The 26,619-nt window shown below is 70.5% G+C and carries 27 protein-coding genes; 8 read left to right on the top strand and 19 right to left on the bottom strand.

The genetic code is table 11. The features are described from left to right. Positions 1–41: 41 nt before the first annotated feature. The 15 genes from IE140_RS24215 to IE140_RS24285 form a co-directional block, all read right to left on the bottom strand. Positions 42–662, bottom strand: a complete 621-nt coding sequence (locus IE140_RS24215; protein WP_491590465.1) for an Rv1363c family protein — start codon at positions 660–662, stop codon at positions 42–44. Positions 663–721: 59 nt separating this feature from the next. Next, positions 722–1,333: a hypothetical protein gene (locus IE140_RS24220; protein ID WP_225682066.1), complete on the bottom strand. Its 612-nt coding sequence runs from the start codon at positions 1,331–1,333 to the stop codon at positions 722–724. Beyond that, positions 1,330–1,851 carry a hypothetical protein gene (locus IE140_RS24225; protein ID WP_093437616.1) on the bottom strand — a complete coding sequence of 174 codons (522 nt, stop codon included), beginning with the start codon at positions 1,849–1,851 and terminating at the stop codon, positions 1,330–1,332. The genes IE140_RS24220 and IE140_RS24225 overlap by 4 nt, the downstream gene beginning before the upstream one ends. Then, a complete protein-coding gene (locus IE140_RS24230) occupies positions 1,848–3,083 on the bottom strand; it encodes an MCE family protein (RefSeq protein ID WP_150197700.1) in 1,236 nt (411 codons plus the stop codon). Before IE140_RS24230 ends, IE140_RS24225 begins: the two co-directional genes overlap by 4 nt. Beyond that, positions 3,080–4,291 (bottom strand): MCE family protein, encoded by a 1,212-nt coding sequence (locus IE140_RS24235; RefSeq protein ID WP_150197699.1) that lies wholly within the window; start codon positions 4,289–4,291, stop codon positions 3,080–3,082. Before IE140_RS24235 ends, IE140_RS24230 begins: the two co-directional genes overlap by 4 nt. Continuing rightward, complete coding sequence (locus IE140_RS24240; protein WP_150197698.1) at positions 4,288–5,472, bottom strand: MCE family protein; 1,185 nt, start codon at positions 5,470–5,472, stop codon at positions 4,288–4,290. The genes IE140_RS24235 and IE140_RS24240 overlap by 4 nt, the downstream gene beginning before the upstream one ends. Before the next feature lies 1 nt (position 5,473). After that, positions 5,474–6,493, bottom strand: coding sequence for an MCE family protein (locus IE140_RS24245; protein ID WP_093437626.1), 1,020 nt, complete (start codon positions 6,491–6,493; stop codon positions 5,474–5,476). Then, positions 6,490–7,521, bottom strand: a complete 1,032-nt coding sequence (locus IE140_RS24250) for an MCE family protein (protein WP_010072759.1) — start codon at positions 7,519–7,521, stop codon at positions 6,490–6,492. Before IE140_RS24250 ends, IE140_RS24245 begins: the two co-directional genes overlap by 4 nt. Continuing rightward, positions 7,518–8,816, bottom strand: a complete 1,299-nt coding sequence (locus IE140_RS24255; protein WP_150197697.1) for an MCE family protein — start codon at positions 8,814–8,816, stop codon at positions 7,518–7,520. The genes IE140_RS24250 and IE140_RS24255 overlap by 4 nt, the downstream gene beginning before the upstream one ends. Further along, entirely contained in the window at positions 8,816–9,619 is an 804-nt protein-coding gene (locus IE140_RS24260; RefSeq protein ID WP_032762725.1) for an MlaE family ABC transporter permease, read from the bottom strand. The genes IE140_RS24255 and IE140_RS24260 overlap by 1 nt, the downstream gene beginning before the upstream one ends. Before the next feature lie 3 nt (positions 9,620–9,622). Next, a complete protein-coding gene (locus IE140_RS24265; RefSeq protein WP_189460691.1) occupies positions 9,623–10,492 on the bottom strand; it encodes an MlaE family ABC transporter permease in 870 nt (289 codons plus the stop codon). After that, positions 10,489–11,475 (bottom strand): ABC transporter ATP-binding protein, encoded by a 987-nt coding sequence (locus tag IE140_RS24270; protein ID WP_150198723.1) that lies wholly within the window; start codon positions 11,473–11,475, stop codon positions 10,489–10,491. Before IE140_RS24270 ends, IE140_RS24265 begins: the two co-directional genes overlap by 4 nt. A gap of 468 nt (positions 11,476–11,943) precedes the next feature. Continuing rightward, positions 11,944–13,455: a DUF6801 domain-containing protein gene (locus IE140_RS24275; protein ID WP_189460693.1), complete on the bottom strand. Its 1,512-nt coding sequence runs from the start codon at positions 13,453–13,455 to the stop codon at positions 11,944–11,946. 353 nt (positions 13,456–13,808) lie between these two features. Continuing rightward, positions 13,809–14,471, bottom strand: a complete 663-nt coding sequence (locus IE140_RS24280; RefSeq protein WP_100561112.1) for a hypothetical protein — start codon at positions 14,469–14,471, stop codon at positions 13,809–13,811. A gap of 151 nt (positions 14,472–14,622) precedes the next feature. Next, positions 14,623–15,558, bottom strand: a complete 936-nt coding sequence (locus tag IE140_RS24285; RefSeq protein ID WP_032762730.1) for a hypothetical protein — start codon at positions 15,556–15,558, stop codon at positions 14,623–14,625. 796 nt (positions 15,559–16,354) lie between these two features. Here IE140_RS24285 and IE140_RS24290 point away from each other — a divergent pair. The 8 genes from IE140_RS24290 (at position 16,355) to IE140_RS24325 (ending at position 24,084) form a co-directional block, all read left to right on the top strand. After that, positions 16,355–17,569 (top strand): PucR family transcriptional regulator, encoded by a 1,215-nt coding sequence (locus IE140_RS24290; protein ID WP_150196310.1) that lies wholly within the window; start codon positions 16,355–16,357, stop codon positions 17,567–17,569. A gap of 201 nt (positions 17,570–17,770) precedes the next feature. Next, positions 17,771–18,034: a hypothetical protein gene (locus IE140_RS24295; RefSeq protein WP_006128858.1), complete on the top strand. Its 264-nt coding sequence runs from the start codon at positions 17,771–17,773 to the stop codon at positions 18,032–18,034. 72 nt (positions 18,035–18,106) lie between these two features. Beyond that, positions 18,107–18,580, top strand: a complete 474-nt coding sequence (locus IE140_RS24300; protein ID WP_032777171.1) for an SCP2 sterol-binding domain-containing protein — start codon at positions 18,107–18,109, stop codon at positions 18,578–18,580. A gap of 4 nt (positions 18,581–18,584) precedes the next feature. Further along, positions 18,585–19,799: an acyl-CoA dehydrogenase family protein gene (locus IE140_RS24305; RefSeq protein WP_150196309.1), complete on the top strand. Its 1,215-nt coding sequence runs from the start codon at positions 18,585–18,587 to the stop codon at positions 19,797–19,799. 121 nt (positions 19,800–19,920) lie between these two features. Next, on the top strand, positions 19,921–20,451 hold the full coding sequence (locus tag IE140_RS24310) for an excalibur calcium-binding domain-containing protein (protein WP_150196308.1): 531 nt from the start codon (positions 19,921–19,923) through the stop codon (positions 20,449–20,451). A gap of 349 nt (positions 20,452–20,800) precedes the next feature. Then, on the top strand, positions 20,801–20,977 hold the full coding sequence (locus IE140_RS24315) for a hypothetical protein (protein ID WP_024264190.1): 177 nt from the start codon (positions 20,801–20,803) through the stop codon (positions 20,975–20,977). Positions 20,978–21,069: 92 nt separating this feature from the next. Then, positions 21,070–21,924: an ATP-grasp domain-containing protein gene (locus IE140_RS24320; RefSeq protein ID WP_150196307.1), complete on the top strand. Its 855-nt coding sequence runs from the start codon at positions 21,070–21,072 to the stop codon at positions 21,922–21,924. Positions 21,925–21,990: 66 nt separating this feature from the next. Beyond that, positions 21,991–24,084, top strand: coding sequence for an MDR family MFS transporter (locus tag IE140_RS24325; RefSeq protein ID WP_150196306.1), 2,094 nt, complete (start codon positions 21,991–21,993; stop codon positions 24,082–24,084). Between the two features lie 69 nt (positions 24,085–24,153). Here IE140_RS24325 and IE140_RS24330 read toward each other — a convergent pair whose 3' ends face one another. The 4 genes from IE140_RS24330 to IE140_RS24345 are packed head-to-tail and all read right to left on the bottom strand — an operon-like array spanning position 24,154 to position 26,559. Next, complete coding sequence (locus tag IE140_RS24330; protein WP_150196305.1) at positions 24,154–24,588, bottom strand: YchJ family protein; 435 nt, start codon at positions 24,586–24,588, stop codon at positions 24,154–24,156. 17 nt (positions 24,589–24,605) lie between these two features. Further along, the gene (locus IE140_RS24335) at positions 24,606–25,415 is read right to left on the bottom strand and encodes an SAM-dependent methyltransferase (RefSeq protein ID WP_150196304.1); all 810 of its coding nucleotides are present in this window, start codon (positions 25,413–25,415) and stop codon (positions 24,606–24,608) included. 47 nt (positions 25,416–25,462) lie between these two features. Further along, complete coding sequence (locus IE140_RS24340) at positions 25,463–25,699, bottom strand: DUF397 domain-containing protein (protein WP_010058136.1); 237 nt, start codon at positions 25,697–25,699, stop codon at positions 25,463–25,465. Next, positions 25,699–26,559: a Sco1979 family transcriptional regulator gene (locus IE140_RS24345; RefSeq protein ID WP_150196303.1), complete on the bottom strand. Its 861-nt coding sequence runs from the start codon at positions 26,557–26,559 to the stop codon at positions 25,699–25,701. The genes IE140_RS24340 and IE140_RS24345 overlap by 1 nt, the downstream gene beginning before the upstream one ends. Positions 26,560–26,619 lie beyond the last annotated feature (60 nt).

Here is a 26,619-nt window from a genome sequence, read left to right on the forward strand (position 1 = left end):
CCTCTCCGGGGCGTACGGGTGGGCGGGGTGCGGCGCGGAGGTCAGCCGCCCGTGGAGCCGACGGGCGCCTGGCCCAGCGCGCTGAGCTTCCACCCCCCGGAGGTCCGGGTGAGGGTTCCGAGCAACCGGCTCTCCTTCACGGCCGGTTCACCCTTGGGCGCGGTGACGGTGACCCGCAGGGCGACCATCACCCCTGCCCGGCCCGCCCGTTCGTCCAGTTCGGTCACCGCGCCGGAGAGGACCTTCGCCGTGCTCACCGTCTTCGCCTCGGCGATCTGCCGGGCGAAATCGTCCCGCCCGTCGACGAGTTGGCGACGCAGGTCGCCGGTGGTGGACTGCTCCCAGCTGTCGAGCCCCTGCTCCAGCTCCTTGTGGTCCAGGGTGTTCATGTTCTGCACGGCCTGCTCCCCCGCCGCCAGCGCGTCGTCCCGCGCCTGCGCGAAGGACGCCGCGTCGTCGTGCGAGGCCTCGTAGCGCTGCCAGCCGCCCCAGCCCGCGGCTCCGGCCGCGCAGACCACCAGGGCCAGGGCGGCGAGCAGAGTCGGGTTCCTCGTCCCGGTGGTCCTGCTCGTTCCCCTGGTCCCGCTCGTCCCGGTGGTCCTGCTCGTTCCCCTGGTCCCGCTCGTCCCGGTGCTCACTGTCGTCGTCCGCCGCCGTGCCATGTGCTGCCTCTCCCCTGCCTGCCGAACCGGGCCCGTCCGCCATCGCCTCCGGGCCGCCGTCATGTGGAGCCGATCTCGACGATCCACCAGCGCCCGTCGCGCAGTTCGGCGACCACCGTGAGCTGCGCGGAGGCGGTGGTGGGGGTGCGGCCCCGGCGTTCGTAGACCTGGTCGAGGAAGACCAGGAGGTGTGCGCTGTCGTCGGTCAGCCGGGTCACACCGGACCGGACGACCTCGGTGGTGAGCGTCAGCTTCTGGTCGGCGGACTGCCGCTCGACCTGGCCGAACAGCGCCGCGTACTGCTGGAGCGCCTTGCCCGCCAGGACCTCTTCCGCTGCCGCCCTCGTCGTGGCCGTGGCCCCGGGACCGTACGAGAAGACCTTGCTGAGCGCGCTGCTCACATCGCCCGTGACGCGGGTGGTCGCCTCCGCGTCGGTGAGCGCGAGGTTCGCCGTGGCCGGGGTGTCGCGCAGCTGGCGCCCTTCGGCGTACAGGGCGCCGCCCGTGGCGATCAGGGCGACCGTCAGCAGGGCGCCGAGGACGCGCGGCCACCGGCGGCGGGACACGTCCGTGCCGTCTTCCGGGTCCGGCGTGCCCGTTCGGGTCTCCTCGGCCTCGGGGTCGAGGGCGGCATCGCCGCTCACCGTCGTCGTTCCTCCGATCGCGCTCATCGGCCGCCACCCGTCCCGATCGCCGTGAGTGCCTTGACCTTCCAGCCGTCGGCCGTACGGGCGAGGGTCGCCCCGAACCGCTTGCGCTGGGTGCCGGCCGCGCCGGAGCGCGGCGTGACCTCGACGTCCACGGTGGCGATCAGCTCCGCCGTACCGGTGCGCTCGTCCAGTGCGGTGAGCGCCGCCGAGGTGACCTTGCCGCGGGCCGTGTCGCCCGCCGCCGTGAGGGACTTCGCGTCGGCCTCACGGGTCCGCGCCAGCTCGTCGTGGAGCGGACCGGTGGAGGAGTCCAGCCAGGCCCGCAACCCGTCGTCGACCCGCCGCGCGTTCTCGCCGTCCAGGCTGTTCAGCGTCGCCAGGTGCGCTCTGCCCTCGGCGAGGGCCGTGTCGCGGGCCTTCGCGTAGGACAGGGAGCGGTCGCCGCGCGCCTGCCCGTACGACCAGGCTCCCAGGCCGCAGACCAGGGCGGCGACGAGCAGGACGGCCCAGCCGCCCAGGTGCCGGGTGCGGGGGGTCATGAGCCGCCTCCCAGGCCCAGCAGGCGGGCCATGCCCTCGGCCGGAGGCTGGGATGTCGCGGCGGCGCCGTCCACGGCTCCGGGCAGCTTCATCGAGCCCGGGACGGCCGGTTTCGGCACGGGGCCGCCCTTGGGGGCGTTGGCGCTGCCCCGGACGTTGATGCCGGTGCCGGGCGAGGACGTGCAGCGGGCGGCGGTGTTCACGGCGGGCCCGGCCGAGGTGTCGAGGCCGTTGCGGTAGACCGTGCCGCCGTATCCGGCGGTGCAGGGCAGGGGTTCGAAGAAGGTGACGGACATCCCGAACCGGGCGCCGTCGTCGTCGACCGCGCTCGCCCCGGCGGCGGCGACGGCGGGGAGTTTCACAAGGAGTTCCTCCAGGCCGCGTTGGCGGGTGACGGCCACCTCCGATGTGGTGAGGAGGTTGGCGACGACGACGCCGAAGGCCGGATCCACGTCGCGCAGCAGTCCGCTGATCTGGAGGGCAGCGTCCGGGGTGGTCGCGATGAGGCGGCGCAGGTCGCCGTCGGAGCCCTTGAGTTCGGCGGCCAGTTCCTTGGCCCCCTTGGCGAAGCCCTTGAGCGCCTTGCCCTGTTCGGCCTGGGTGCGCAGGACCTGCTCGCCGTCGGCCATCAGCCGGGTGGTGACCGGAAGGGCCTTGTCCGCTGCCTCGATGAAGTCGCCACTGGTGTCCAGCAGGACCTGGAGGTCGTCGCCGCGCCCTTCGAAGGCGGCCCCGAACTCCTCGACGACGGTCCGCAGGCTCTCCAGGTTCACCGAGCTCGCCAGGTCGTCGACGCTCGTGAGCACGTCGGTGGGGGGTGCGGGGATGGTGGTGTCGGCTTCGTCGATGACCGAGCCGTTGCCCAGGAAGGGGCCCTCCGTGCGGGTGGGCCGCAGGTCGACGTACTGTTCGCCGACCGCCGAGAGGTTGGCGACGACCGCCGTGAGGCTGTCCGGGATCCTCGGGGCGTCCTTCTCGATCCGCAGCTCGGCCTCGACGCCGTCCTCGGTCAGCTCGATGGGGCCGACGCGGCCCACGGACACACCCCGGTAGGTGACGTTGGAGTGGGTGTAGAGGCCGCCCGTCTGCGGGAGCTGGACCGTGACGGTGTAGTAGCTGCGCAGTCCGATGTAATGGCCGAGATCGGCGTAACGGACGCCCAGGTAGCCGAGGACGAGGACGGCGATGACGAGGAAGGCGAGGGTTTTCAGCCGGACGGCGAGGGTGATCACGGTGTCGCCTCCTTCGTGGTCTTCGGCGTGCCCGGAGCGGTGCTCTTCGGCGTGCCCGACACGGCGGGCAGCGGCAGTGGGAGTGGCAGCGCGCCCCTGGCCGGGGCGGCCGGTTCCTCTCCCTCGGCCGGAGGCTGGGGAATCCCCGGGGGGTCCGGGGTGAGGGCCGGGATGATCTGCGTGCCCGGCATGGCCGTCACGTCCAGGTAGACGTTGAGGTAGTCGCCCTTGACGCCGCGCAGCACCTCGTCCGTGAAGGGGTAGGTCAGCAGCACCTGGAGCGAGTTCGGGAGGTCCTGGCCGGAGTCGGCGAGCGCCTTGAGGGTCGGGGCGAGCGCCTTGAGGTCGGCGATCATGTCGGCCTTGCTCCGGTTGATGGTGTCGACGGCGACCGTGGAGAGGGTGTCGAGGGAGCGCAGCATGGTGAGCAGGGAGCCGCGCTGCTTCTCCAGGACCTTGAGTCCGGGGCTGAGCCCGGTGAGGACGGTGCCGACGTCCTGTTTGCGGGTGGCGAGGGTGGTGGCGAGCCGGTTGACGCCGTCGAGCGCCTGGGTGATGTCGCCCTTGTTCTCGTCCAGGTTCGTCACGAGGGTGTCGACCCGGTTGAGCACGGAGCGGATCTGCGGTTCCTGTCCGGCGAGCGCCTTGTTCAGCTCGGTGGTGATGGTCTTGAGCTGGTTGACGCCGCCCCCGTTGAGGAGCAGGGACAGGGCCCCGAAGACCTCTTCGACCTCGGGGTTCCGGTTGGTGCGGGAGACGGGGATGCGGCCGGCGCTCGCGAGCGTGCCGTGGGCGGTGCCCTCGGGGGGCGGGGCGAGCTGGATGAACTTCTCGCCGAGCAGGCTGGACTGTTCGAGCCGGGCGTAGGCGTTGGCCGGGAGCTCGACCTTGCCGTTGACCTGCATGGTGACCCGGGCCCGCCAGCCGTCCGGGGCGAGAGCGATCTTCGTGACGCGCCCCACGGAGACGTCGTTGACCTTGACCGAGGACTGCGGGGCGAGGCTGAGGACGTCGCCGAACTCGGCGGTGACCTCGTACGGCCGGTCGCCGAGGTCCGCGCCGCCGGGCAGCGGGATCTGCTCGATGCCGGTGAAGGAGGGGGCGTCGGGGCGGACCACGACCAGGGCGATCAGCGCGCCGGTGGCGAGCAGCGCGACCGCGCCGACGGCCGCCCGTGCGGCGGGTCTGCGCCGGATCTCGTCGTTCATCGCCCTGCCCCCTTCTGCCGGCCGGTCTCGCCGGACGGGCCTGCCTGAGGGGCCTTGTCCGCCTTGCCGGGCTTGCCGGGCTGCTTCTCGGGGGTGCCGTAGACCGTGCCGACCTCCGGCAGCGGCAGGACGGGCAGCGCCTTGCGGCGGGTCTGGTCGACGGGGGCGAGGCCGGTGAGCCGGCTCGCCGCGGCTGCGGCCCCGGGCTCCACGAGCGGTCCGCCCATGGACAGTTCGTTGAGGTTGGTCCGCCCGTTGAGGGTGCGGTTGGCCGGGTCGTAGGCGTTGAGGACGTTGCCCGCGGCGAGCGGCAGGGTGTCCATCGCCTCGGCGAGCGAGGCGCGCTGGTCCACGAGCGTCTGGGTGATCGGCACGAGGGCCTCGACGTTCTTCTTGAGCGAGCCGCGGTTCTTGGCGATGAAGGTCTTGACCCGGCCGAGGGCGGTCCCGAGCTCCTTGAGGGCGGCGCTGAGGTTCTTCTTGTCGTCGGCGAGGAAGGTGGTGACCGTGTTCAGCTGCTGCTCGGCGCTGCGGACGTTGCCGTCGTTCTTCTTGAGCATCGTGGTGAAGCCCTGGAGGTATTTCAGGGTGTCGAACAGGTCGCCGCTGCTCTTGTCGAGGGTCTTGGTGGCCTTGCCGAACTGTTCGATGGAGTCGCCGATGGCCTTGCCGTTGCCGTCGAGGTTCTTCGCCCCGGTGTCGAGGAGCCGGGCGAACGCCCCGTTCGCGTTGGCCCCGTTGGGGCCGAGCGCGGTGGACAGCTCGGTGATGGAGGCGTACAGCTCGTCGACCTCGACGGGGGTGGCGTTGCGGGCGGCGGGCAGCACCGCTCCCTCCGCGAGGCGGGGGCCGCCGTCGTAGGCCGGGGCGAGCTGGATGTAGCGGTCGGCGACGAGGCTGGGGGCGACGACGACGGCGTGGGCGTCCTTGGGGACGTCGATGCCCCGGTCGAGGCGGAGCACGACCTTCACCTCCTTGCCGCGCGGCTCGACGGAGTCGACGGTGCCGACCCTGACGCCGAGGATCCGCAGGTCTGATCCGGCGTAGACGCCGGTGGCCCGGTCGAAGTAGGCGGTGACGGTGGTCTTGCCGTCCTCCTCCAGGGCGCTCACGCCGGTGGCGGCCACGACGGCGACGAGGGCGAGTCCGGCGCCGATGCCGGTGATGCGGGTGCGTCTCATGTCAGCGGCCCCCTTGCTGCCTCGGTGGCATGCATCCGGTCCCCGGGGGTGTGCCGGCGGGGAGGTAGTTCTTGGGCACGACGCCGCAGACGTAGTTGTCGAACCAGCGCCCACTGCCGAGGGTGTTGCCGACGAGCCGGCTGTAGGAGCCGGTCGTGGCGAGGACCTTGTCCAGGCTCTTGCGGTTCTTCACCAGGACTGCGGTGACCCGGCCGAGGGAGGCCAGGGTCGGCCCGAGCTGCTTGTCGTTGTCCTTGACGAGTCCGGTGAGCTGGGTGCCGAGGTCGCGGGTGCCGGTGAGCAGCAGATGGATGGAGTCGCGGCGGGCCTGGACCTCGCCGAGCAGCAGGTTTCCGTCCTCCAGGAGCGTTTCGAAGCTGCTCTTCTTCCCGTCGAGGGTCTTCGTCAGCTTCTTGCTGCTGCTGAGGAGGGTGGCGAGCTGGGCGTCGCGTTCGGAGACCGTGCGGGAGAGGGCGGAGAGCCCGTTCGCGGCGTTGCGGACGTGGGGCGGGGAGTCCTTGAAGGTGGCGGAGATCGTCTCGAAGCTCTTGGCGAGCTGGTCGGTGTCGATCTCTCCGATGGTCTCGCCGAGTCCGTTGAACGCCTGGGTGACGTCGTACGGGGAGGTGGTGCGGCTCGCGGCGATACGGGAGCCGGGGTCCTGCGGGGCGTCGCCGAGTGGGTCGACGGCGAGGTACTTCTCGCCGAGCAGCGTCTTGATGGCGATGCCCACGGTGGAGGAGTCGCCGATCCAGGCGTCCTTTACCCGGAAGTCGACGCGGACCTTCGCGCCGTCGAGGGAGACGCCGGTGACCTCGCCGACCTTCACTCCGGCGATGCGCACCTCGTCGCCGTCGTCGAGTCCGGCGGATTCGGTGAAGTCGGCGCTGTAGGTGGTGCCGTTGTCGACGAAGGGCAGGGAGTCGGCGCGCCAGGCGGTGAGGCCGACGAGGGTCAGGACGAGGAGTCCGACGACGGCGACGGCGACCGGGTTGCGTTCCCGGATGGGGGTGATTCTCATGCCAGGCACCTCGGTTGGGTGATCGCGATGCCGGTGGGCGGCTTGCTGCCGTCGTCGTGGGTGACGCCGCTGACCTTGGCCTCGCAGAGGTAGAGGTTGAGCCACGATCCGTAGGACGTCAGCCGGCTGATGGCCGCCATCTTGGCCGGGGTCTTCTGGAGGAAGTTCTCGATCTGCGGGGTGCCCTTCTCCAACTGGCCGCTGAGACGTCCGAGTTGGCGGATGTCGTCCTTGAGGGGCTTCCGGCCGTCCTGGAAGAGGTCGGCGGTGACGGTGGTGAGCGCGCCCATCGCGGTGATGGCCTCGCCGAGCGGTTTGCGGTCGCCGGAGAATCCGGTGACGAGTTTCTGGAGGGTGACGACGAGGTCGTCGAAGCCCTCCTCCCGGTCGTTGACCGTCTTGAGGACGGTGTTGAGGTTCGTGATCACCTCACCGATCACCTTGTCCTTCGCCGCGACGGTCGTGGTGAGCGATCCGACGTGCCGCAGGATGCTGTCGACGGTGCCGCCCTCGCCCTGGAGGACCTGGACGATGGAGCCGGCGAGCTGGTTGACGTCGGGCGGCGACAGCCCTTCGAAGAGCGGCTGGAAGCCGTTGAAGAGCTGGGTGAGGTCGAGGGCCGGGGTGGTGCGGGAGAGCGGGATGGTGTCGCCGGGCGCGAAGGTCCGGCCGACGGGCCCGGCGCCCTGGTCGAGGTCGACGTACCGCTGGCCAACCATGTTGAGGTATTTGATGGACGCGGTCACCGAGGCGGGGAGGTCGCGGCCCTTGCGTACGGCGAAGGCGACTTCGGCGACGCGCCGGTCGGCGACCCGCACGGATTCGACCTGGCCGACCTTCACCCCGGCGATCCGGACGCTGTCGCCGGGGATGAGGCCGGTGGCGTCGGTGAACCGTGCCTTGTACGTGGTGGTGTCGCCGACGCCCGTGTTGGCGATGGAGAGCCCGAGGACGGTGGTGGCCAGCACGGTCACGACGATGAAGACGAGGGACTTGGCGATCGGTCCCGCGAGCGAGCGGCGTTTCACTTGAGTTTCACCTCCGCACCTCGGAAGGCCGGGCCGATGAGCACGCTGCTCCAGTCGGGCAGGTCCCCCGGCGGGACCTTCAGCGAGGGGGCGACCAGTTCGTTCACGAGCTGGGACTCCTGGGGCGAGTTGGGCAGTCCGAGCGCGGTGTCGCTGCCGTCGCCGTCGTCGTCCCGGGCGGGCGGGGGTGCGGTGACGTCGGTGGCCCGGCGGGTGTCGGCGGTCGGGGCGTGCTTGCCGACGTACGGCACCGAGTAGCACGTCGGGCCACCGGTGGCGTTGTAGACGGGGGCGTCCCGGCCGGGGACGTATTTCCCCTTCGAGGGAACGGACTTGACCGACACGTGCAGCCCCGGCTCGTCGGTTCCCTTGCCGAGCGCCTTGTCCATGGCGGGCACGAAGCCGGCCAGGGTGCGCAGGGTGCAGGGGAACGACTCGGCGTATTCCGCGAGGAGTTCGAGGGACGGCCTGCTCGCGGCGGAGAGCCGGATGAGGTTGTCCTTGTTCTTCCGCAGGAAGGAGGTGACGTCCTGGGCGGCGGCCGTGGTGGTGCCGTGCAGGGCGGCGAGCCGCGCCTCCTCGTCGGCGAGGGTGGAGCTGGTGACGGTGGCGTCCCTCAGCGCGTCGAGGACGTCCGGCGCGGCGTCCGCGTACAGCGTGCTCACCTTGACGAGTTCCTTGATGTCGGCGTTGAGGGTGGGGAGTTGCGGGTTGAACTTCTCCAGGTGGTGGTCCAGCGTGGTCAGCGTCTCGCCGAGGCGTTCACCGCGCCCCTCCAGCGCCTGGGAGACGGCGTTGAGGGTGGCGGAGAGCTTCTCGGGCTTCACGGCGGTCAGCAGCGGCAGGACGTTGTCGAGGACCTGTTCCAGTTCGATGGCGTTGCTGGAGCGGTCCTGCGGGATGACGGCCCCGGCCCGCAGCGTGGTGGCCGCGGGGATGCGGGGCGGGACGAGTGCGACGAACCGGGCGCCGAAGAGGGTGGTCGGCAGCATCTGGGCGGTGACGTCGGCCGGGACCCGGCCGAGCTTGTCGCGGTCGATGGCCAGGGTGAGGCGGGCGCCGTCGCCGTCGGTGGCGATGGAGCGGACCTGTCCGATGACGACGCCCCGGAGCTTCACATCGGCGTTGGTGTGCATCTCGTTGCCGACGGATCCGGTGCGGACGGTGACGGTGGCGTCGTCGGTGAAGTCCTTCTCGTACACGGAGACCGAGACCCACACCAGGACGGCGGGCACCAGCAGGAAGGCGACTCCGGCCAGGCGGCGGCGGATGGTGCGGGTGCTGGATGTGCGCATCAGCCGGCCACCTTCACCGTCGTCGTGGCGCCCCAGATGGCGAGCGAGAGGAAGAAGTCGGTGACGCTGATGAGCACGATGGCGTTGCGCACCGAGCGGCCGACCGCGACCCCCACGCCGGCCGGGCCGCCGGTGGCGTGGAAGCCGTAGTAGCAGTGGGCGAGGATCACCAGCACGCTGAAGATCAGCACCTTGAGCACCGACAGCAGGACGTCCTGCGGGGAGAGGAAGAGATTGAAGTAGTGGTCGTAGGTGCCCGCCGACTGGCCGTTGAAGAAGATGGTGATCCAGCGGGAGGCGACGTACGAGGAGAGCAGCCCGATCGCGTACAGCGGGATGATCGCGACGACTCCGGCGATGATCCGGGTGGTGACGAGGTAGGGCATGGACCGGACACCCATCGCCTCCAGGGCGTCGACCTCCTCGTTGATCCGCATCGCGCCGAGCTGGGCGGTGAAGCCCGCGCCCACGGTGGCGGAGAGGGCGAGCCCGGCGACCAGGGGGGCGATCTCCCGGGTGTTGAAGTAGGCGGAGACGAACCCGGTGAAGGCCGAGGTGCCGATCTGGTTGAGGGCGGCGTACCCCTGGAGTCCGACGACCGTGCCGGTGAACAGGGTCATCGCGATCATCACGCCGATGGTGCCGCCGATGACGCCGAGTCCGCCGCTGCCGAAGGCGACCTCGGCCAGCAGCCGCTGCACCTCGCGCAGATAGCGGCGCAGGGTACGCGGGATCCAGACAAGTGCCCGTACGTAGAAGGTGAGTTGGTCGCCCGACCGGTCGAGCCAGTTCAGCATGGCCATCGGTCAGCTCCCCTTCGCGGGGACGATCTGGAGGTAGATCGCCGTGAGGACCATGTTCACGAAGAACAGCAGCATGAAGGTGATGACGACGGACTGGTTGACCGCGTCGCCGACGCCCTTGGGGCCGCCGCGCGGGTTGAGGCCCCGGTAGGCGGCGACGATGCCCGCGATGAAGCCGAAGATCAGGGCCTTGAACTCGCTGATGTAGAGGTCGGGCAGCTGGGCCAGGGCGGAGAAGCTCGCGAGGTAGGCGCCCGGGGTGCCGTCCTGCATGATCACGTTGAAGAAGTAGCCGCCGAGCGTGCCGACCACCGAGATCAGCCCGTTGAGCAGGACGGCGACGAGCATGGTGGCCAGCACCCGGGGGACGACGAGGCGCTGGATGGGCGAGACGCCCATGACCTCCATCGCGTCGAGTTCCTCACGGATCTTGCGGGAGCCGAGGTCGGCGCAGATCGCGGAGCCGGCGGCGCCGGAGATCAGCAGCGCCACGATGAGCGGGCTCGCCTGCTGGATCACCGCGAGGACGCTGGCGCCGCCGGTGAAGGACTGGGCGCCGAGCTGTTGGGTGAGGGAGCCGACCTGGAGGGCGATGACCGCGCCGAACGGGATGGAGACGAGGGCGGCGGGCAGAATGGTGACGCTCGCGACGAACCAGAACTGCTCGATGAACTCCCGCACCTGGAACGGTCTGCGGAAGATGGCCCGGGCCACGGCGACGGCGAGCGCGAACAGCTTCCCGGTCTCGCGGAGGGGGGCGAGCAGCCGGGTGGGCCTGCGCTGGGCGGGGGCCCTCCCGGGGGCCTTCCCGGAGGTGGCCGGCGGGGGTTTCTCGGGCGGCTCGGGCGGCCGCACCGGCATCGGGGCGGTCACGCGCGCGCACCTCCCGCCGCCGGGGCGTAGCTGTCGAGGATCGCCGTACGGGCGGCCTCCGGCAGCTGGCCCAGCATCGACATGACCCGCTCGCGCCGGCGCAGCGCTCCCTGGCGTACGGGCATTCCGGGCGAGGGCTCCAGCTGGGGGACGACGGTGCGGGGCCCGGTGGGCAGCGGTGCGGTGTCGGCCTGCTGTTCGGCGGCGAGGGTGGCGGCGTCCTTCTCCTCGGACATCCCGATGGGCCCTTCGCGGCGTCCGGCGAGGAACTGGGAGACGACCGGGGTGTCGCTGGTGAGCAGCACCTCGCGGGGGCCGAAGGTGACGAGGTTGCGGCAGAACAGCATGCCCATGTTGTCGGGGACGGTCGCCGCGATGTCGAGGTTGTGGGTGACGATGAGCATCGTCGCGTCGATCTGCGCGTTGAGGTCGATGAGGAGCTGCGAGAGGTAGGCGGTGCGGACCGGGTCGAGGCCGGAGTCCGGCTCGTCGCAGAGGATGATCTGGGGGTCCAGGACGAGGGCGCGGGCGAGGCCGGCCCGCTTGCGCATACCGCCGGATATCTCGCCCGGCAGCTTTCCCTCGGCGCCGAGGAGTCCGACGATGTCGATGCGTTCCATCACGATGCGACGGATCTCGGATTCCTTCTTGCGGGTGTGCTCGCGCAGCGGGAAGGCGATGTTGTCGAAGAGCGACATCGAGCCGAAGAGGGCCCCGTCCTGGAACATGAGGCCGAAGAGTTTCCGGGTCTCCATGATGTCGCGTTCCGGGCTGTTCACCATGTCGACGCCGTTGATGAGGACGCGTCCCTGTTCGGGCTTCAGAAGCCCGATGATGGATTTCAGGAAGACGGTCTTTCCGGTTCCGGAAGGACCGAGCATGACGCTCACTTCACCGGCGGGCAGGGTGAGGCTGACGTCCTGCCAGATGTTCTGCTTGCCGAAGGATTTCGTCAGGCCTTCGACGACTACTTCGATTCCCATCGGCCCTCCCTCGAAGTGGCGGTGAACGTTTTCATCGGTTGACGCTCCGGCTCTGAGAAAGGCGATGGCGGCTCGTCACGCATGCACCGGGGGCGCACGTTATGTCCGCCGAAACCGCCGGGGCAAGCCGTTGAACAGCGGATTTCGACGAATCAGGGGTGGTGATCGGCGTACTTGTCATTCGGTGACAAGGCCGGTCTCCGGCCTTGTCGAAATCTGCGCATGCGGCCGGGCCTTCCCGGTCGGCACGTCTGGGACGCTACGGGCCGGTAACCTGACTTCGCAATACTGGGTACAGATTTTCCTCGGCAAGAATTCATGCGGAGCGAAGGATTGTTACCGGGTGAGCAATCCGCTCGTCAAACCTGTCGGTTGATGAGGAAACGCCTGGCCGGCGGACCGGCCCGGCGGGCGTGAAAAGAGCCCTTCCGGTCCCGTGGAACCGGAAGGGCTCGGAGGCTTTTCAGGTCATCGCTCGGGGTCGGGCACCCTCGGCGGGCAGTCGGGGCCCTCCGGGTTCGTGGCCACGCACAGGGGCGCCTGGGTCATCTTGGTGTAGTTGTCGGCCTTCTTCCCCGGACTGGAGATGGCCGAGGTGAAGATCGGGTCGAGGTCCTCGGTCGCACCGCACCCCTCGAACGGCGGGATGTGGGCGTAGCCGGTCAGCGTGCCGCCGTACGCCACGAGGTAGCCGGCCGGCGGATAGCTCTGGCCGTACCCCTTCAGCACCTGCTCGAAGGGGCGCTCGGTGCGGCAGTCGGGGCCCACGTCCAGGGGCACACCGTTCACCTCGACGTCCGAGAGCCGCATGACGAGCTGCGCCGTGACCGTGGTCTCCTCCGGGTAGGTCGGCGTGTTGGTCACCGTGTGGGTGTGGATCGCGGCCGGTGGGCCCACCTGCTCCAGGGTCATGGTGGCGGTGGTCGGCATAAACCCGTAGCTGAGGAACGTGGCCTTCGTCGGCGGGAGTTGACGCTTCCCCTCGTAGTCGAAGTTCACCTCGGAGCTGACGTCGACGGTGGAGGCGCAGGAGTCGTTGATGTAGCGCTTGTTGAGCACCACCTTCATGAACGCGGGCCCCAGCGCCGCCGCGCCGTCCAGCTTGGCGGCGTTGGCGTAGCCGGCGGCGTAGGTCTCGGCGGTGGTCATCACCCACTCGGGCGGGATCTCGATCGGGCAGCTGCCCGGGTCGTCCTCCAGGGCTTCGCGCCGCTTCTCGGTGAGGGCGTCGATCTTCTCGCGTGCGGTGGGCGGCAGCCCCTCGGCCGGGCGGGTGGGGGTCGGATCCGGTGCGGGATCGCTCTCGCCGGGCCGGGGTGCGGGGGCGGTGGGGTCCTGGTCGCCGCGGATCGCGATGGCGGCCAGTTCCGGCTCCTGGCCGGGGGCCGGGGTGCAGGCGACGTCGAGTCCCGGGGGCGTGGTGGGCTCGCCGGACTCCGTGAGCGAGGTCAGCGCGAGGGCGAGCGCGCCGGGGGCGAGCGTCGCGCGCCCGGGGCTGCCGAAGGCGACCGTCGGCACGTCCCCGGTCGCGGTGAGGGTGAGCGCGCCCGGGTCCTGGCTGTCGCCCTCGCCCGGTGTGGGGAGGTCCGCCGGTGGGGCGGTCAGGTCCTGCCAGGAGGCGTCGGCGGATGTGTCGCCGACGGTGTTGCGGACGGTGAGCCGTGCGACGGCCGACAGGGTGGCGGCGTCCAGGCCGGCGAACCGGGCGAGCGCCGTCGGCGGCAGGGTCACCTCGACCGCCACCTCGGCGGGGCGGATCTCCTCGCCCGTACGGGCGGAGGTGGGGAGGACCGCCGAGACGACGACGTCGACCTCCTCGGGCCCGGAGGGGAAGGGGCAGGTGTAGCGGAGGGATACCTCCGACTTCTGTTCCGCGGCGGCCGATTCGGCGCTGGGAACGAGTGCGGTGGCGACGACGAGCGCCCCGCCCACGGCCCAGTGGATCGGTCGTCTCGCTGCGGCGCGTGCATCGACGGTCATACGGGTGTGTCCTTCCGGCGCGCGTGGGCCCAGGGTGGGCGGCTGCGGAGCGGGTCCCGGTGGGTGCGGCGGCGGCTCTGCGGGCGGCGGCCCGGGCGGGCCGCGGGCGGCTTCGGGGCGGAGTTCGGACGTCGGACGGCCCCTACCGACGGGTACGGTACGCACGCCGACGACCCTCTGGGAAGGGCCGGGTACGCGGTCGGATCACCGGCGGGCGGACTTTGGCAGCGGGTGACAATCCGCCGCCGCGCGCCTTGTCGGCGGGTGCGCGAAATCGTGCCCGGCCGTCGGGTGCGCACGGCCGGGCACGACGTTCGGACTCGGTAGGTCAGCGGTACGTCATCGGCGCGGGATCAGCCGCTGATGACCGGGGACTTGTTGGTCGCGGTGCTGATGATGGTGTACAGCCCCTGGAAGCTGGCGGTGGTGCCGACGATGCCGCAGCCGCCGCCGACCTTGTTGGCGATGGACAGGGTGAGCCCGCCGCCCGCGGTGTTCAGGGTGCCGTTGCTGCCGCCCGCGGTCGGGTTGTTGTACTTGGCCGCGACCTTGCCGGTCACGTCGAAGGTGCAGGGGCCGAGGATGCTGCTCCCGGACACCTTCGCCTTGATCGCTCTGATCTCACCGGTCACCTGGCCCGTGGAGTTGGTCCCGGCGCCCGCCGTGTAGTCCAGGCCCCAGATCTCCCACGGCGGCGTGGTGGTCACCGTCCAGGTGGAGCTGAACGGGCCGGTGCACGGCGAGTTGAACGAGATCGCCGAGATGGACGCGAGCTTGGCCGGGCTGCCGGCGACCGGGGAGGTCGGCGCGTTGCCCGAGGCGGCGGAGGTCGCGCACTGGATCTTGTTGCCGTTGTTGTCGGTCAGGACGGTCACTCCGGCGCTGCCGTTGAAGTTGCCGGTCGGGGTGATCGTCCAACTGGTCGGCGCGGCGACGGCCGACGGGGCGGCCAGTACGACGGATGCCGCGGCGGCACCGATCGCGGTGAGGACACCGCTTCGCTTGAACGTGAACATGGGGGTACTCCCTTTTCTCGTCCCGTTGGGGATTCGGCTGAACGTGACTGGAGAGTGGTTCGTGCGCTGTGTTCGCCGGGCCGGACGGTGCGGCGTTCGGCGGGTCCAAGGACAGGTGCCGCATCACCTCCTACGGGTGGAGGGGGACGGCCTACCGCTTCGCGGAGTGCCAGAATTCGGACAGCTTCCGGCCCTCGTCCGGCGCGAGGCCGGCGGGGTCGTAGGGGCTGCCGAAGTACGTGCTGGTGGCGTCCAGCGTGACGCTGTTCTTCCCGGCGGCGGACGGGAGACCGGTCTTGAGGTTCACCGCCCAGTCCAGGAGCCCGGCTCCGCAACCGCTTGCGCCCGGTACGGCGAACGTGGCGTCGCCCTGGTCGGCGCCGGCGAAGGTGTAGCGCCCCATCTCGCCCTCGTCGTCGTTCGGCGTCCCGTCGGCTCCGAACCGCTGGAGCGAGAGGGTCGGCGCCGTCACGTTCTGCGGCTTGAGGAGGACCGGGTTGGCGGTGGTCCCGATGTAGCACTTGTCACCCAGGAACGGATTCTTGAGGTGGATACGAACCGGGATCGTGAGAATGGGCTCACCGGTGGAGAAAGCCGCGCTCATATTGAAGTCGCGTGGCGCTCCGGCCGGTTCGATGGTGGCCGTCACCCGGTTGAGATTGTTGTCCGCCAACTGACGGCAGATTCCCGATACGAGGGGAATTCCGCTGGGGCACATCAGCCCGAGCAGCCCACCGGGTATCTCGGCCGGGTCCGCCGTCAGCGCTCCCTCCGGCGGGGCCACCAGTGAGGCGGTGCCGTCGGCGCGCTGGACGACGCCGAGCTGCAGATCGGTGTGGCCGGTGGAGACCACGCTCTTGCCCAGCGTGATGGATCCGGTGGCCGAACTCGACGCGATGCAGGCGGCGATGGTGTTCACACCGTCGGCGGCCAGCATGGCGGGCGCGTCGACCGGACAGCGGTCGAAGGGCGCCCAGTCGCCGTTGAGCTGGGTGGCGGCGGTGGCCGAGCCGGTGGAGAGCAGAGCACTGAATGCCGTGAACGCCGCGAGCAGGCCTACGCGGGTTCGATTGGAAACGGATCTCATGTCGTCCCCTCTGTCGGCCGCCTTGGCGCGGCCTCGTGCACGAAGTTGACCGGTTCTGCAACGCATGCCCGCACCGCGACGACCGTCTGCGGCGCTGGGGCCTCGGGTGGCCCGGAGGCGGAGGATCGGAGCATCAAATTTCGGGCAGATTTCATGACCGAATTGATCGAAGCGTGATGTTACTCGCGGGAAACAGGGCGACACAATCCGTCCGGCTAAGATTCTTTGGAGCGCACTCTTTTTGATCCGTAAATGAGCATCGAGACACGCTCCTCTTGTCAAGGAATGCGCACCCGGGGGCAGGGAATTACGCACCGTCGGCCGGAACCCCGCGCGGGGTGCGCAGGCGGGGCCGACGCTCCGGGAGACACGGAAGTCCTGCTTCCGCTCTCCGGCGGGCACCATGGAATTCGGCCAAGCGGCTGGAAATCCCTCTCCAGGAGCGGGCGTCCGTCCGCGTTCGCCGTGGTGAGCCGCCCGCACCCCGGCTCGGCCGGCTCCGACCGGACCATGCCGCGAACAACGCGACGGCAACGGGACCGCATTGTTGTCACCGTCTGAGCGGGCGGCCGAAATTCATTGTCCGAAAGCGCGCAGCAGCGCCCGACCTGCACGGAAGTCGCACAGTGCGGCCGAGATGTGTGCCCCCTGCACGCCGATCTTGTCCAAGTGGTGTGCAGTGCCTGTTCCTTGGTCTATCTTCGTCGCGGACTTGGTACGCACCTGTCGGTTCGTGGGAGCGCTTTCCCCCACCGTCTCACCCCACCACCGGGCGCCGGGAGCAAGGGGATCTGTCATGCCACATCTCATACAGCCATTGGATACCGAAGACCCGCTCGGGCCGCTCCCGCAGGAATTCGCTGCGATCATGCGGCCCGAACTGCCCAGCCTCATCAAGGAAATCGGCGTCGAGGTCACCCGGGCCTATCCCGAATACGCCCGGCTGCTGGACGGGCCGAACGGGCAGGCCATCAGGGTGGGCGTGGAGCAGAGCCTCGCCTCTTTCGTCGATCTGGTGGCCGAGCCCTCCTCCCCGACCACACTCCGGGACGACATGTGCCGGCGCTTCGGACGCTTCGAGGCGTACGAGGGCCGGAGCATGGACACCCTTCAGGGGGCCTACCGGCTGGGCGCGCGGGTGGCCCTGCGGCGGGCGAAGAAGGTCGGGCAGAGCTACCACCTCTCCCCCACGCTGATGCTGAGCTTCGCCGACGCGCTCTTCGCCTACGTCGACGAACTGGAATCGCTTTCCCGGGAAGGCTTCCTGGAGGCGCAGTCCCAGTCGGGCGAGCACAGCGAGGCCCTGCGCCGCCGGCTGCTCCATCTGATCCTCGCCGGACGCCCGGCCCCCGGGAGCGCCATCGCCGATCTGTCCGAGCAGACCGGGTGGACGCTGCCCGAGGAGGTCACCCTGATCGCCGTGCGCGCGCCGGCGGAGCTGGACCGGCTGAGCGCGGGCCGTGACCTTCTCGTCGATCTCAGCGCCCCGCAGCCGCACCTGCTCGTCCCCGGGGCGCTGGACGACGCGCGAAGATCCATGCTGACCCAGGCCCTGCCGGCCGGGCGCCTGGCGATCGGGCTGACCGTCCCCACGGCGCTGGCCTGCGAATCGCTCCGCTGGGCCCGCCGGGTTCTGGAGCTCGTCGACTCCGGCGTGATCGACGACGCCCCGCAGATCCGCTGCGAGGACCACCTCCTCACCCTGTGGCTGCTGTCCGACCCCGCCCTGCTGGACCAGCTCGCCCAGCGGGAACTGGCCGCCGTCGCCGGGATCAGCGCGACCCGTCGGGAACGGCTGGTCGAGACACTGCGGATCTGGCTCGACACCCGGGGCACCGCGGCGCAGATGGGCGCGCTGCTCGCTGTCCACCCGCAGACCGTGCGCTACCGCATGCGCAGCCTGGAGACCATCTTCGGTGACCAACTCGTCGATCCCGAGAGCCGCTTCGCCACCGAGGCGGTGCTGCGCGCGCTGCGGCTGCGCTCCCGTGCCACCGGCACATCCCCCTGATCCGGATCACGTTCGGCGCGGCCGGTCAACTTACCGGCGCGTAAGGCGAAATAGACGGTCAGTCCCAAACGGTTGCGACACGGAGACGTATCCGGAGAGAAACCCGGAACCGCGTCCCGTACACAGGAGGGAGTCCGCCGCCCACCAGGCGACGGCTCCCCTGCACCTCCTCCTGGCCAACCAGCGAAAAGGGAAAGCCCCATGACCGCCTCGCACCTTCTCGTCCCCGTACCGATCCCGGACCGGGTCGCCGCGCTGATCGGTTCGTGCATTCCGTCGCACATCCTCCAGGCGGAGTTCGACGCCGACTGCGCGGCCCGGGAGGTCCGCAGGTTCCGCGGGCCACGGCTGGGCGTGGAGGACCAGGCCGACCGCGAACAGGCCCTGTCCGATCTGGCCCGCGCCAACAAGGTGCTCGCCGCGCACCACCCCCACCTCGCCGTGCTCCCCGGCTCTCCCTTCTGACCGGCCTTGCGGGACGCCACCACTCCCCTTACCTTACTCTCAAGTAAGTTTACTTCGGAGTAAGGAATTGGCGTGGACGGAACCAGCAGCGGCAACCTCACCGACGACCTGTCCGCGCTCGACTTCGCCGCGGTCGCCCCCGAGGAGTTCGCACGGATCGTCAAGAGCCTGTCCGCCAAGCAGCTCGCCGAGGTCATGCGGGGCGAGCTGCGCACCCGGATCCTCGGCGAGGTCTTCGGCCGGATGCGGCAGCAGTTCCGGCCCGAGGCGGCCGGCGGCCTCACCGCGCTGATCCGCTGGAAGATCACCGGGGAGAGCGACGCGGTCTACGAGACCGCGATAGCCGACGGCGCCTGCCGGGTCACCGCGGGCCGCTCCGACGCCGAACCCCGCACCACGCTGGTGATGGCCGACGCGGAGTTCCTCAAGCTCGTCTCCGGCAACGGCAATCCGGTCACGATGTTCATGACGCGCAAGCTGAAGGTCGCCGGCGATGTCGGCCTCGCTTCCGGCCTGACCCGCTACTTCGACATCCCGAAAGCGTGAGGGCATGAGCTTCTTCTCCCTCGCCCTGACCGAGGAACAGCGGGACCTGCGCGACTGGGTGCACGGCTTCGCCGCCCAGGTGGTCCGCCCGGCCGCCGCCGAGTGGGACGCCCGGGAGGAAACGCCCTGGCCGGTGATCCAGGAGGCCGCCCGGATCGGCCTGTACGGCTTCGAGTCGCTCGCCGACCTGTACGGGGACCCCACGGGGCTCTCCCTCCAGATCGCCAACGAGGAGCTGTTCTGGGGCGACGCGGGTATCGGCATGGCCCTGTTCGGCACCTCGCTCGCGGTCGCCGGAATCTTCGCGTCCGGCACTCCGGACCAGCTCGCCGAGTGGGTTCCGCAGTGCTACGGCGACGAGGACGACCCGAAGGTCGCCGCGTTCTGCGTCTCCGAACCGGGGGCGGGCTCCGACGTCTCCGCGATGACGACGAGGGCCCGTTACGACGAGGCGGCCGACGAGTGGGTGATCTCCGGCCAGAAGGCGTGGATCACCAACGGCGGCATCGCCGAGGTCCATGTCGTCGTCGCCTCGGTCGACCCCTCGCTCGGCTCCCGGGGGCAGGCCGCGTTCATCGTGCCGCCGGGCACGAAGGGTCTGACGGCGGGCCGTACGGTCAAGAAGCTCGGCCTGCGCGCCTCGCACACGGCTGACCTCTTCCTGGACGACGTCCGCGTCCCCGGCCACTGCCTGCTCGGCGGAAAGGAGAAGCTGGACGCCCGCCTCGCCCGGGCCCGCGAGGGCTCCACCGCCAAGGGCCAGGCGGCCATGGCGACGTTCGAGGTCAGCCGCCCCACGGTGGCCGCGCAGGCCCTCGGCATCGCACGGGCCGCCTACGAATACGCCCTCGAATACGCCGGTGAGCGCGAGGCGTTCGGCAGGCCGATCATCGAGAACCAGTCGATCGCCTTCGCGCTGGCGGACATCCGCACCGAGATCGAAGCCGTTCGCCTGCTGATCCGGCAGGCCGCCTGGATGGCCCGCAACGACCGCACGTTCGACGCGGGCCAGGGCTCCATGGCGAAACTGCGGGCCGGCGAACTCGCGGTCGCCGCGACGGAGAAGGCGGTCCAGATCCTCGGCGGCGCGGGCTACAGCCGGGAGCACCCGGTCGAGCGGATGTACCGCGACGCCAAGATCTACACGATCTTCGAGGGTACGAGTGAGATCCAGCGCCTCGTCATCGCGCGGGCGATCTCGGGGCGGCAGATCCGCTGAACGGACCACACACTTCGCCTCCGCATCTTGGTCACAAATCCATCACCACCGGAACAAGTCGCTCCCCCGAGCCCCGACGGGTCGCTACGGTCGGGCCTCCACACAGCACCTTGGGGGGACCATGGACTGGAGCAGTTCGCAGCACCCGTCGCGTCAGCCCGGCTGGGGCCAGGGGGGCGGCTTCACACCACAGCCGCCTTCCACGGGCGGACCGCGGTGGGCGCGGAAGCGTGTCGTGCTCCCGGCGGCCGGCGTGTTGTTCCTGCTCGGTGTCGGGATCGGCGCCACGGGTGAACAGCCCCAGGAAGTACGCACGGTCGCGGCGAAGGCGAAGCCCGGGCCGACGGTCACCGTCACGGAGACGGCGACGGTCACGGTGACCGCGACGCCGGAACCGGCCCCGACCGTCACGAAGGTCGAGAAGGTGCGGGTCACGGTCACGGCCGCTCCCCCGGAGCCGGAGCCGAAGCCCGCGAAGAAGCCCGCCGCGCGGGACGACTCCACCGGCGGCAGCGGAGGCTCCGGCGGCTCATCGGCGTACTACGAGAACTGCGACGCGGTCCGTGCCGCCGGTGCCGCGCCCATCCGGTCCGGCCAGCCCGGTTACGGGCGGCACTTGGACCGTGACGGCGACGGAGTGGGCTGCGAATAGGGTGCGAGCAGGGTCCGCAAACATGTGATTCTCGTCGCCCCGGACGCACACGCAGCCATCGCACGAGAGGCTCGCGCATCGCGTTCCCGGCCGGGCGCACCCTGGCCTTCACGAGGCCCGTCGGGGCGTGCGCCGCCGACCGCCGGCCCCCGTCACACGCCGTCCACGTGCGGCGATGAGGGTTCGGGGGCGCCCGGTCGCGGCGGGACGTGGCGACGGAGTGAAGAGGCTCACCGGGCGGCGGGACAGCGCCCCGGCGCCGCATGGCCGCCGGGGCGAAAGCTGCCCGTGGCGGGCCCCACACGTCAGACCGGGCGCCGGACCGCCTCCGTGCCACTAGCCTCTTCACATGACCTCCACTTCGACCCAGCCGACGCCTGCCCGCCCAATGGTCGAGCTGAACGCGGAGATCCGCGCTCTGGTCGCCGACGGCGGTGTGGTGTCGCCGGAGGGCCGCCGGGAGTACGAGCGGCTTCTCGTCGAGTGGGTGGCGGCCGTACGGGGCAGCTCCACGGAAGCCGTCTGACGATACGGCGAAGGGCGCCCCCTCCGCGAAGCCCGGCCCGGGTGTCGGCGATAGTGATCGTCCGTCCGCGTCCTCACCCCCGGGAGCACCTCATGACCGCCGCGTCACCCGCCGGCGAACGCCGCCCTTCCCTCCTGCTCGTCACCGATCTCGCGTACGAGGCGCGCGGCCGCCGCTACTGCGACGAGGACATCCACCTCTCCTCCCGGCTCCGCGAGGCGTTCGACGTCGCGCTCTGCCACCCCCGGGACGCGGCCGCGCTGCTGCCCGGGTTCGACACCGTGCTGGTCCGCAACAGCGGTCCGGTGCTGCACTACCGGGAGGCCTACGACGCCTTCCTCGTACGGGCCCGGGAGCTGGGGACAGCCGTCTACAACCCGCTGGACGGGCGCGGCGACATGGCGGGCAAGGAGTATCTGGTCGAGATGACGACGGCCGGGCTGCCGGTCATCCCGACCGTTGACCGGGCGGCGGATCTGGCCGAGCTGCCCGACGTCACCCAGTACGTGGTGAAGCCGAAGCTCGGGGCGGACTCGGTCGGGCTGCGGTTCGTCACCGCGGCGGAGGCCCACGCCGAGCTGGAGGCGGCGGCCGAGGGCTCCCTCCTCGTCCAGCCGAGGATCGGCTTCCGGCACGAGGTGTCGTTCTACTTCGTCGACCACGACTTCCAGTACGCGCTGTACGCCCCCGACCCGGAGCGGCGCTGGGTGCTGGACCCGTACGCGGCGAGCGCGGAGGACCTGGAGTTCGCCCGGCGCTTCATCGCCTGGAACACCCTCGACCACGGGATCCAGCGGGTCGACGCCTGCCGGACGGCGGACGGCGCGCTGCTGCTCGTCGAGTTGGAGGACCTCAATCCGTATCTCTCGCTCGACCGGGTCGGGGAGGACGTCCGGGAGGCTTTCGTGGCCCGGCTGAAGACGTCGATCGCCTCGCTGCCCCGCTAGACGCCTCTACGCCCGTCCGGCCCGCTCCCGCGTGCGGGGGCGTACGGGCGGTGTGAGGGTGCAGGGGTGACGACTGCCAGCGAGCAAGCCCCCGCAGCGCAGAGTGCCGCCGCGCCGCCGCCCGTCCTCGACCGGCGGCGGCGCAACATCGTCTTCACGACGATCGTGCTTGGCATGCTGCTCGCGGCACTGGACCAGACGATCGTGGGCACGGCTCTGCCGACGATCGTGTCGGACCTCGGCGGCGCCTCGCACATGTCGTGGGTGGTCACCGCGTATCTGCTGGCCGAGACGGTGGCCACCGTGCTGGTCGGCAAGTTCGGCGACCTGTTCGGGCGGAAGCTGGTCTTCCAGGTCTCGGCGATCATCTTCATCACGGGATCGTTCCTGTGCGGCCTCGCCTCGGACATGCTGCTGCTGATCATCTGGCGCGGTATGCAGGGCATCGGCGCGGGCGGTCTCATGGTCACGTCGATGGCACTGATCGCGGATGTGATCCCGCTGCGCGAACGGGGCAAGTACCAGGGCGCGATCGGGGCGGTCTTCGGCATCTCCACCGTAATCGGACCGCTGCTCGGCGGGCTGTTCACGGACCATCTGACGTGGCGCTGGGCGTTCTACGTCAATGTGCCGATCGCCATCGTGGTGGTCATCGCCGCCGCCCGGAACATCCCGTCGGTGAAGGCGGCCGGCCGGCCGGTCATCGACTACCGGGGCATCGCGCTGGTCACCGTCGGGGCCAGCGCGCTGATCCTGGCGACGAGCTGGGGCGGCAACGAGTACGCCTGGGGCTCGGCCGTGATCATCGGCCTCTTCGTCGGCGGGCTGATCGCGCTCGCCCTGTTCTGCGTCGTGGAGACGCGGGCGAAGGAGCCGATGCTGCCGATGCGGCTGTTCCGGAACCCGGTCTTCACCGTCTGCTCGATCCTCAGCTTCATCGTGGGCTTCGCGATGCTCGGCTCGATGATCTTCCTGCCGACCTATCTCCAGTACGTGGACGGGGACTCAGCGACGCTTTCGGGAGTGCGGACGCTGCCGCTGGTGGCCGGTCTGCTGGCCGCCTCGATCTTCAGCGGCAACGTGGTGAGCAAGACGGGCCGCTACCGCGTCTTCCCGATCGTGGGGACCCTGGTGATGGCGGCCGGGCTGTTCCTGCTGTCCCGGATGGGGCCGGGGACCGGTGTCTGGCTGGAGTCCCTCTACATGGTGGTGCTGGGGGTCGGCATCGGCCTCGCCATGCAGGTGCTGACCATCGCCGTGCAGAACACCGTCGACTACGAGGACCTGGGCACGGCCACCTCGGGCGTGACGTTCTTCCGTACGCTGGGCAGCGCCTTCGGCACGGCGGTGTTCGGCACCATCTACGCCAACGCGCTGAAGCCGAACCTCACCGACGGCGTCGCACGGGCGGTCGCCGCGGGCGGCGATCCGGCGGTCCTGGCCAAAGCTTCGGAGAGCCCGCAGGCCCTGCACGCGCTGCCCGCCGCCCAGTCGGAGCCGCTGGCCCAGGCCTACGCGGACACCCTGCACACGGTGTTCCTGTGGACGGTGCCGGTCGCCCTGATCGGCTTCGTCATCGCGCTGTTCCTCAAGGAGGTGAAGCTGCGGGACTCGGCGCGGCTCGGGTCGACGGACATGGGCGAGGGCTTCGCCCAGCCGGGCAGCGGGGACTCGGCGAAGGTGCTGGAGTACTCCGTGGCCACGATCCTGCACAGCGCGGGTCCGGAGACCGCCCGGCGGATCACCGCCGAGTGCGACACCCGGCTCGACATGGCGGGGGCCTGGGCGGTGATGCAGGTGGACCTGTTCACCAGGATGGTCGGTCATGCGGGCCTCGGGCTGATCGCGGCCCGTCACCGCATCCCGCCGGAGGTACTGGTGCCCGTCTTCGACCGGATGATCGAGGAGGGCTATCTGACGGGCGACGGCCGGATCTTCTCGCACACGGCGGCCGGCCGGCGGGAGGCGGCGGTGATCTCCGACGCCTGGGGCCGCTGGCTCAACGAGCGCCTGGCCGAGGACGGCGCACGCCCGGACGACCGTGAGCTGAGGGCCACCGTGGACGTGATCGCCAAGCGGCTGCTGGCGGAGGACCTGGCCCAGGAGCTGTCCCCGGCGGCCGGTTCCGGCGGGTCGTCGCGGGTGGGGTCCCCGGTCTGACCCGTCCGCCCCCCGGGGGCCGGTCTGCCCCGTACGAGCCGGGACCAGTCCGATGGCTGAGCCCCGGGGTCAGTCGACGAAGACCGCCGTCGCGTAGACCCAGGCGCCCTCGTGCCGGACGAAGCGGCTCTTCTCGTGGAGGGAGTCGGGGCGCCCGTCGTCGGTGTAGTGGGCGCGGAAGGTGACCGTTCCGGTGGAGTGGAAGGCGCTGCCCTCGGTGGTGTCCTGGATGTCCAGGCCCACCCAGCGCATCGACGGGTCGAAGTCGACGCCGGGCGGCCGGGTCTCGGGGTGCCAGGTGCGCAGCAGGTACGCCGCGTCCTGGACGACGAAGGCCGCGTACCGGGAGCGCATCAGTGCCTCGCAGGTCGGCGCGGCGGCGCTGCCGGAGTGGAACCGGCCGCAGCACTCCCCGTAGGCGGCGGGCAGACCGCAGGGGCACGGGGAGGCGGAGGTGATCCGCGGGGCGGCGGTTCCCCGGGGCCGGGAGGTGCGTCGTGACATGAGTCCATTGTGACGCGTCAGGGCTTGCGTGCGACGCCCGCGTAACCGGGGATCGGCTCGTCGCCGGGTACGTCGATGACCTCACCGAGTTCCGGATGCCAGTCGGCCGAGAGCGAGACTCCCGGTTCGACCAGTTCGAGGCCGTCGAAGAACGCCGTGAGTTCGGCGCGGCTGCGGGGGCGCAGGGTCATCCCGCGCGCCTTGTACATGGCCCGGGCCTGTGCGGCGCCCTCCGGGTTGAAGTCGCCGGTGGTGTGCGAGAGGACCAGATAGCTGCCGGAGGGAAGCTGGTCGACCAGCTTGCCGACCAGGGCGGCCGCGCCGTCCTCGTCGTCGATGAAGTGCAGCAGGGCCAGCAGGGAGAGGGCGATCGGCTGATCGAAGTCCAGCACCTTCCCGGCCTCGGCCAGGATCGTCTCCGGCCTGCGGGCGTCCGCCTGGATGTACTCGGTGGCCCCCTCGGGCGTCGAGCGGAGCAGGGCCGCCGCGTGGGCCAGCACGATGGGGTCGTTGTCGCAGTAGACGACGCGCGCTTCGGGGGCGGCCTGCTGGGCGATCTGGTGGAGGTTCGGCTCGGTGGGTATGCCGGTGCCGATGTCCAGGAACTGGCGCACCCCGTGCTCGGCGAGCCAGCGGGTCGCCCGGTGCATGAAGGCACGGTTGACCCGCGCCATGTCGCGGCCCCGCGCGTCCAGGGTGAGCAGCTGCCGCGCCATCTGTTCGTCGACCGGGTAGTTGTCCTTGCCGCCGAGGAACCAGTCGTACATGCGGGCCGGGTGCGGCTTGCTGGTGTCGATCTCGATGGAGTGGGGTTCTTGCCCGGTCATGGCGCGCTCCGTGGTCAGAGGTCCGTGGACGAAGAGGTGGGTGGCTGTCAGGTGAGCAGGAAGTCGGCCTGGCCCGCCTTGGCACCCTGGATGAACGCGGCGATCTCGCCGTTGGAGTAGATGAGGGCGGGGCCGTCGGGGTCGGCGGACTGGCGGACGGCGACCCGCCCGTCGGCGAGCTTCATGGCCTCGATGCAGTTGCCGCCGTTCCCGCCGCTCCACGGCTTGTACCAGCCTTCGGAGCCGAGGTCACCGGCCGGCATGCCGTTGTATATGTGGTTCATCACAGCTCCTTGCGGAAGTCCCGGAGGATTTCCTTCGTGCGTTGTGCAGTTGCGGCCTGAGCCGCCATGCGGTCCATGACTTCGAGGTAGGAGGCCACCTCGGGGCGGGCGTCGAAGTAGACGGCGCCGGTCAGGTACTCGCTGTAGACCATGTCGGGGAGTTCGGGGACGGCGAACCGGAAGAGGACGAAGGGGCCGTAGGTTCCCGGGTGGTGGCCGGAGGCGAACTGCGCGATCTGCAGCGTGACATGGGGAAGCTCCGTGGCTTCGAGCAGCTTGTCGATCTGCCCGCGCATCACCTGCGCGCTCTCGACGGGCCGCCGCAGGACGGTCTCGTCCATGATCACCCAGAGTCGGGGTGCGTCGTCCTTGGCCAGCAGGGACTGCCGCTCCATCCGCAGCGCCACATGGCGTTCGATGTCCTCGGGCCGGGTCTGGCCGACCGCCCCGGTCCGCATGACGGAGCGCGCGTAGTCCTCGGTCTGGAGCAGGCCGGGCACGAAGTGCGGCTCGTACATGCGCAGCAGGCTCGCGGCGCCCTCCAGGCTGACGTACATGCTGAACCAGTCGGGCAGCACGTCGTGGAAGCGCTGCCACCAGCCCGGCCGGTTCGCCTCCTCGGCGAGGTCGACGAAGGCCTCGGCCTCCTGGTCGGCGACGCCGTACGCCTTCAGCAGCAGCTGGACGTAGGGGATCTTCAGCCCGACCTCGGCCGTCTCCATCCTGCGTATCGTCGCGGGGGCGACCCGGAGGACCTTCGCCGCCTGGTCACGGGTGAGGCCGACACGCTCGCGCAGATCCTGCAGGCGCTTGCCGAGAACGACCTGGCCCACGGTCGGGGCGGACCGCGGTTCGCTCACTTCAGACCTCCCCATGCGCTGTTTTGCGAGCAGTGTGCCATGCGTGCGCCCCCAACGACA

It is taken from the genome of Streptomyces parvus (assembly GCF_014648875.1).
GTDB classification, from domain to species: Bacteria; Actinomycetota; Actinomycetes; order Streptomycetales; family Streptomycetaceae; genus Streptomyces; species Streptomyces parvus.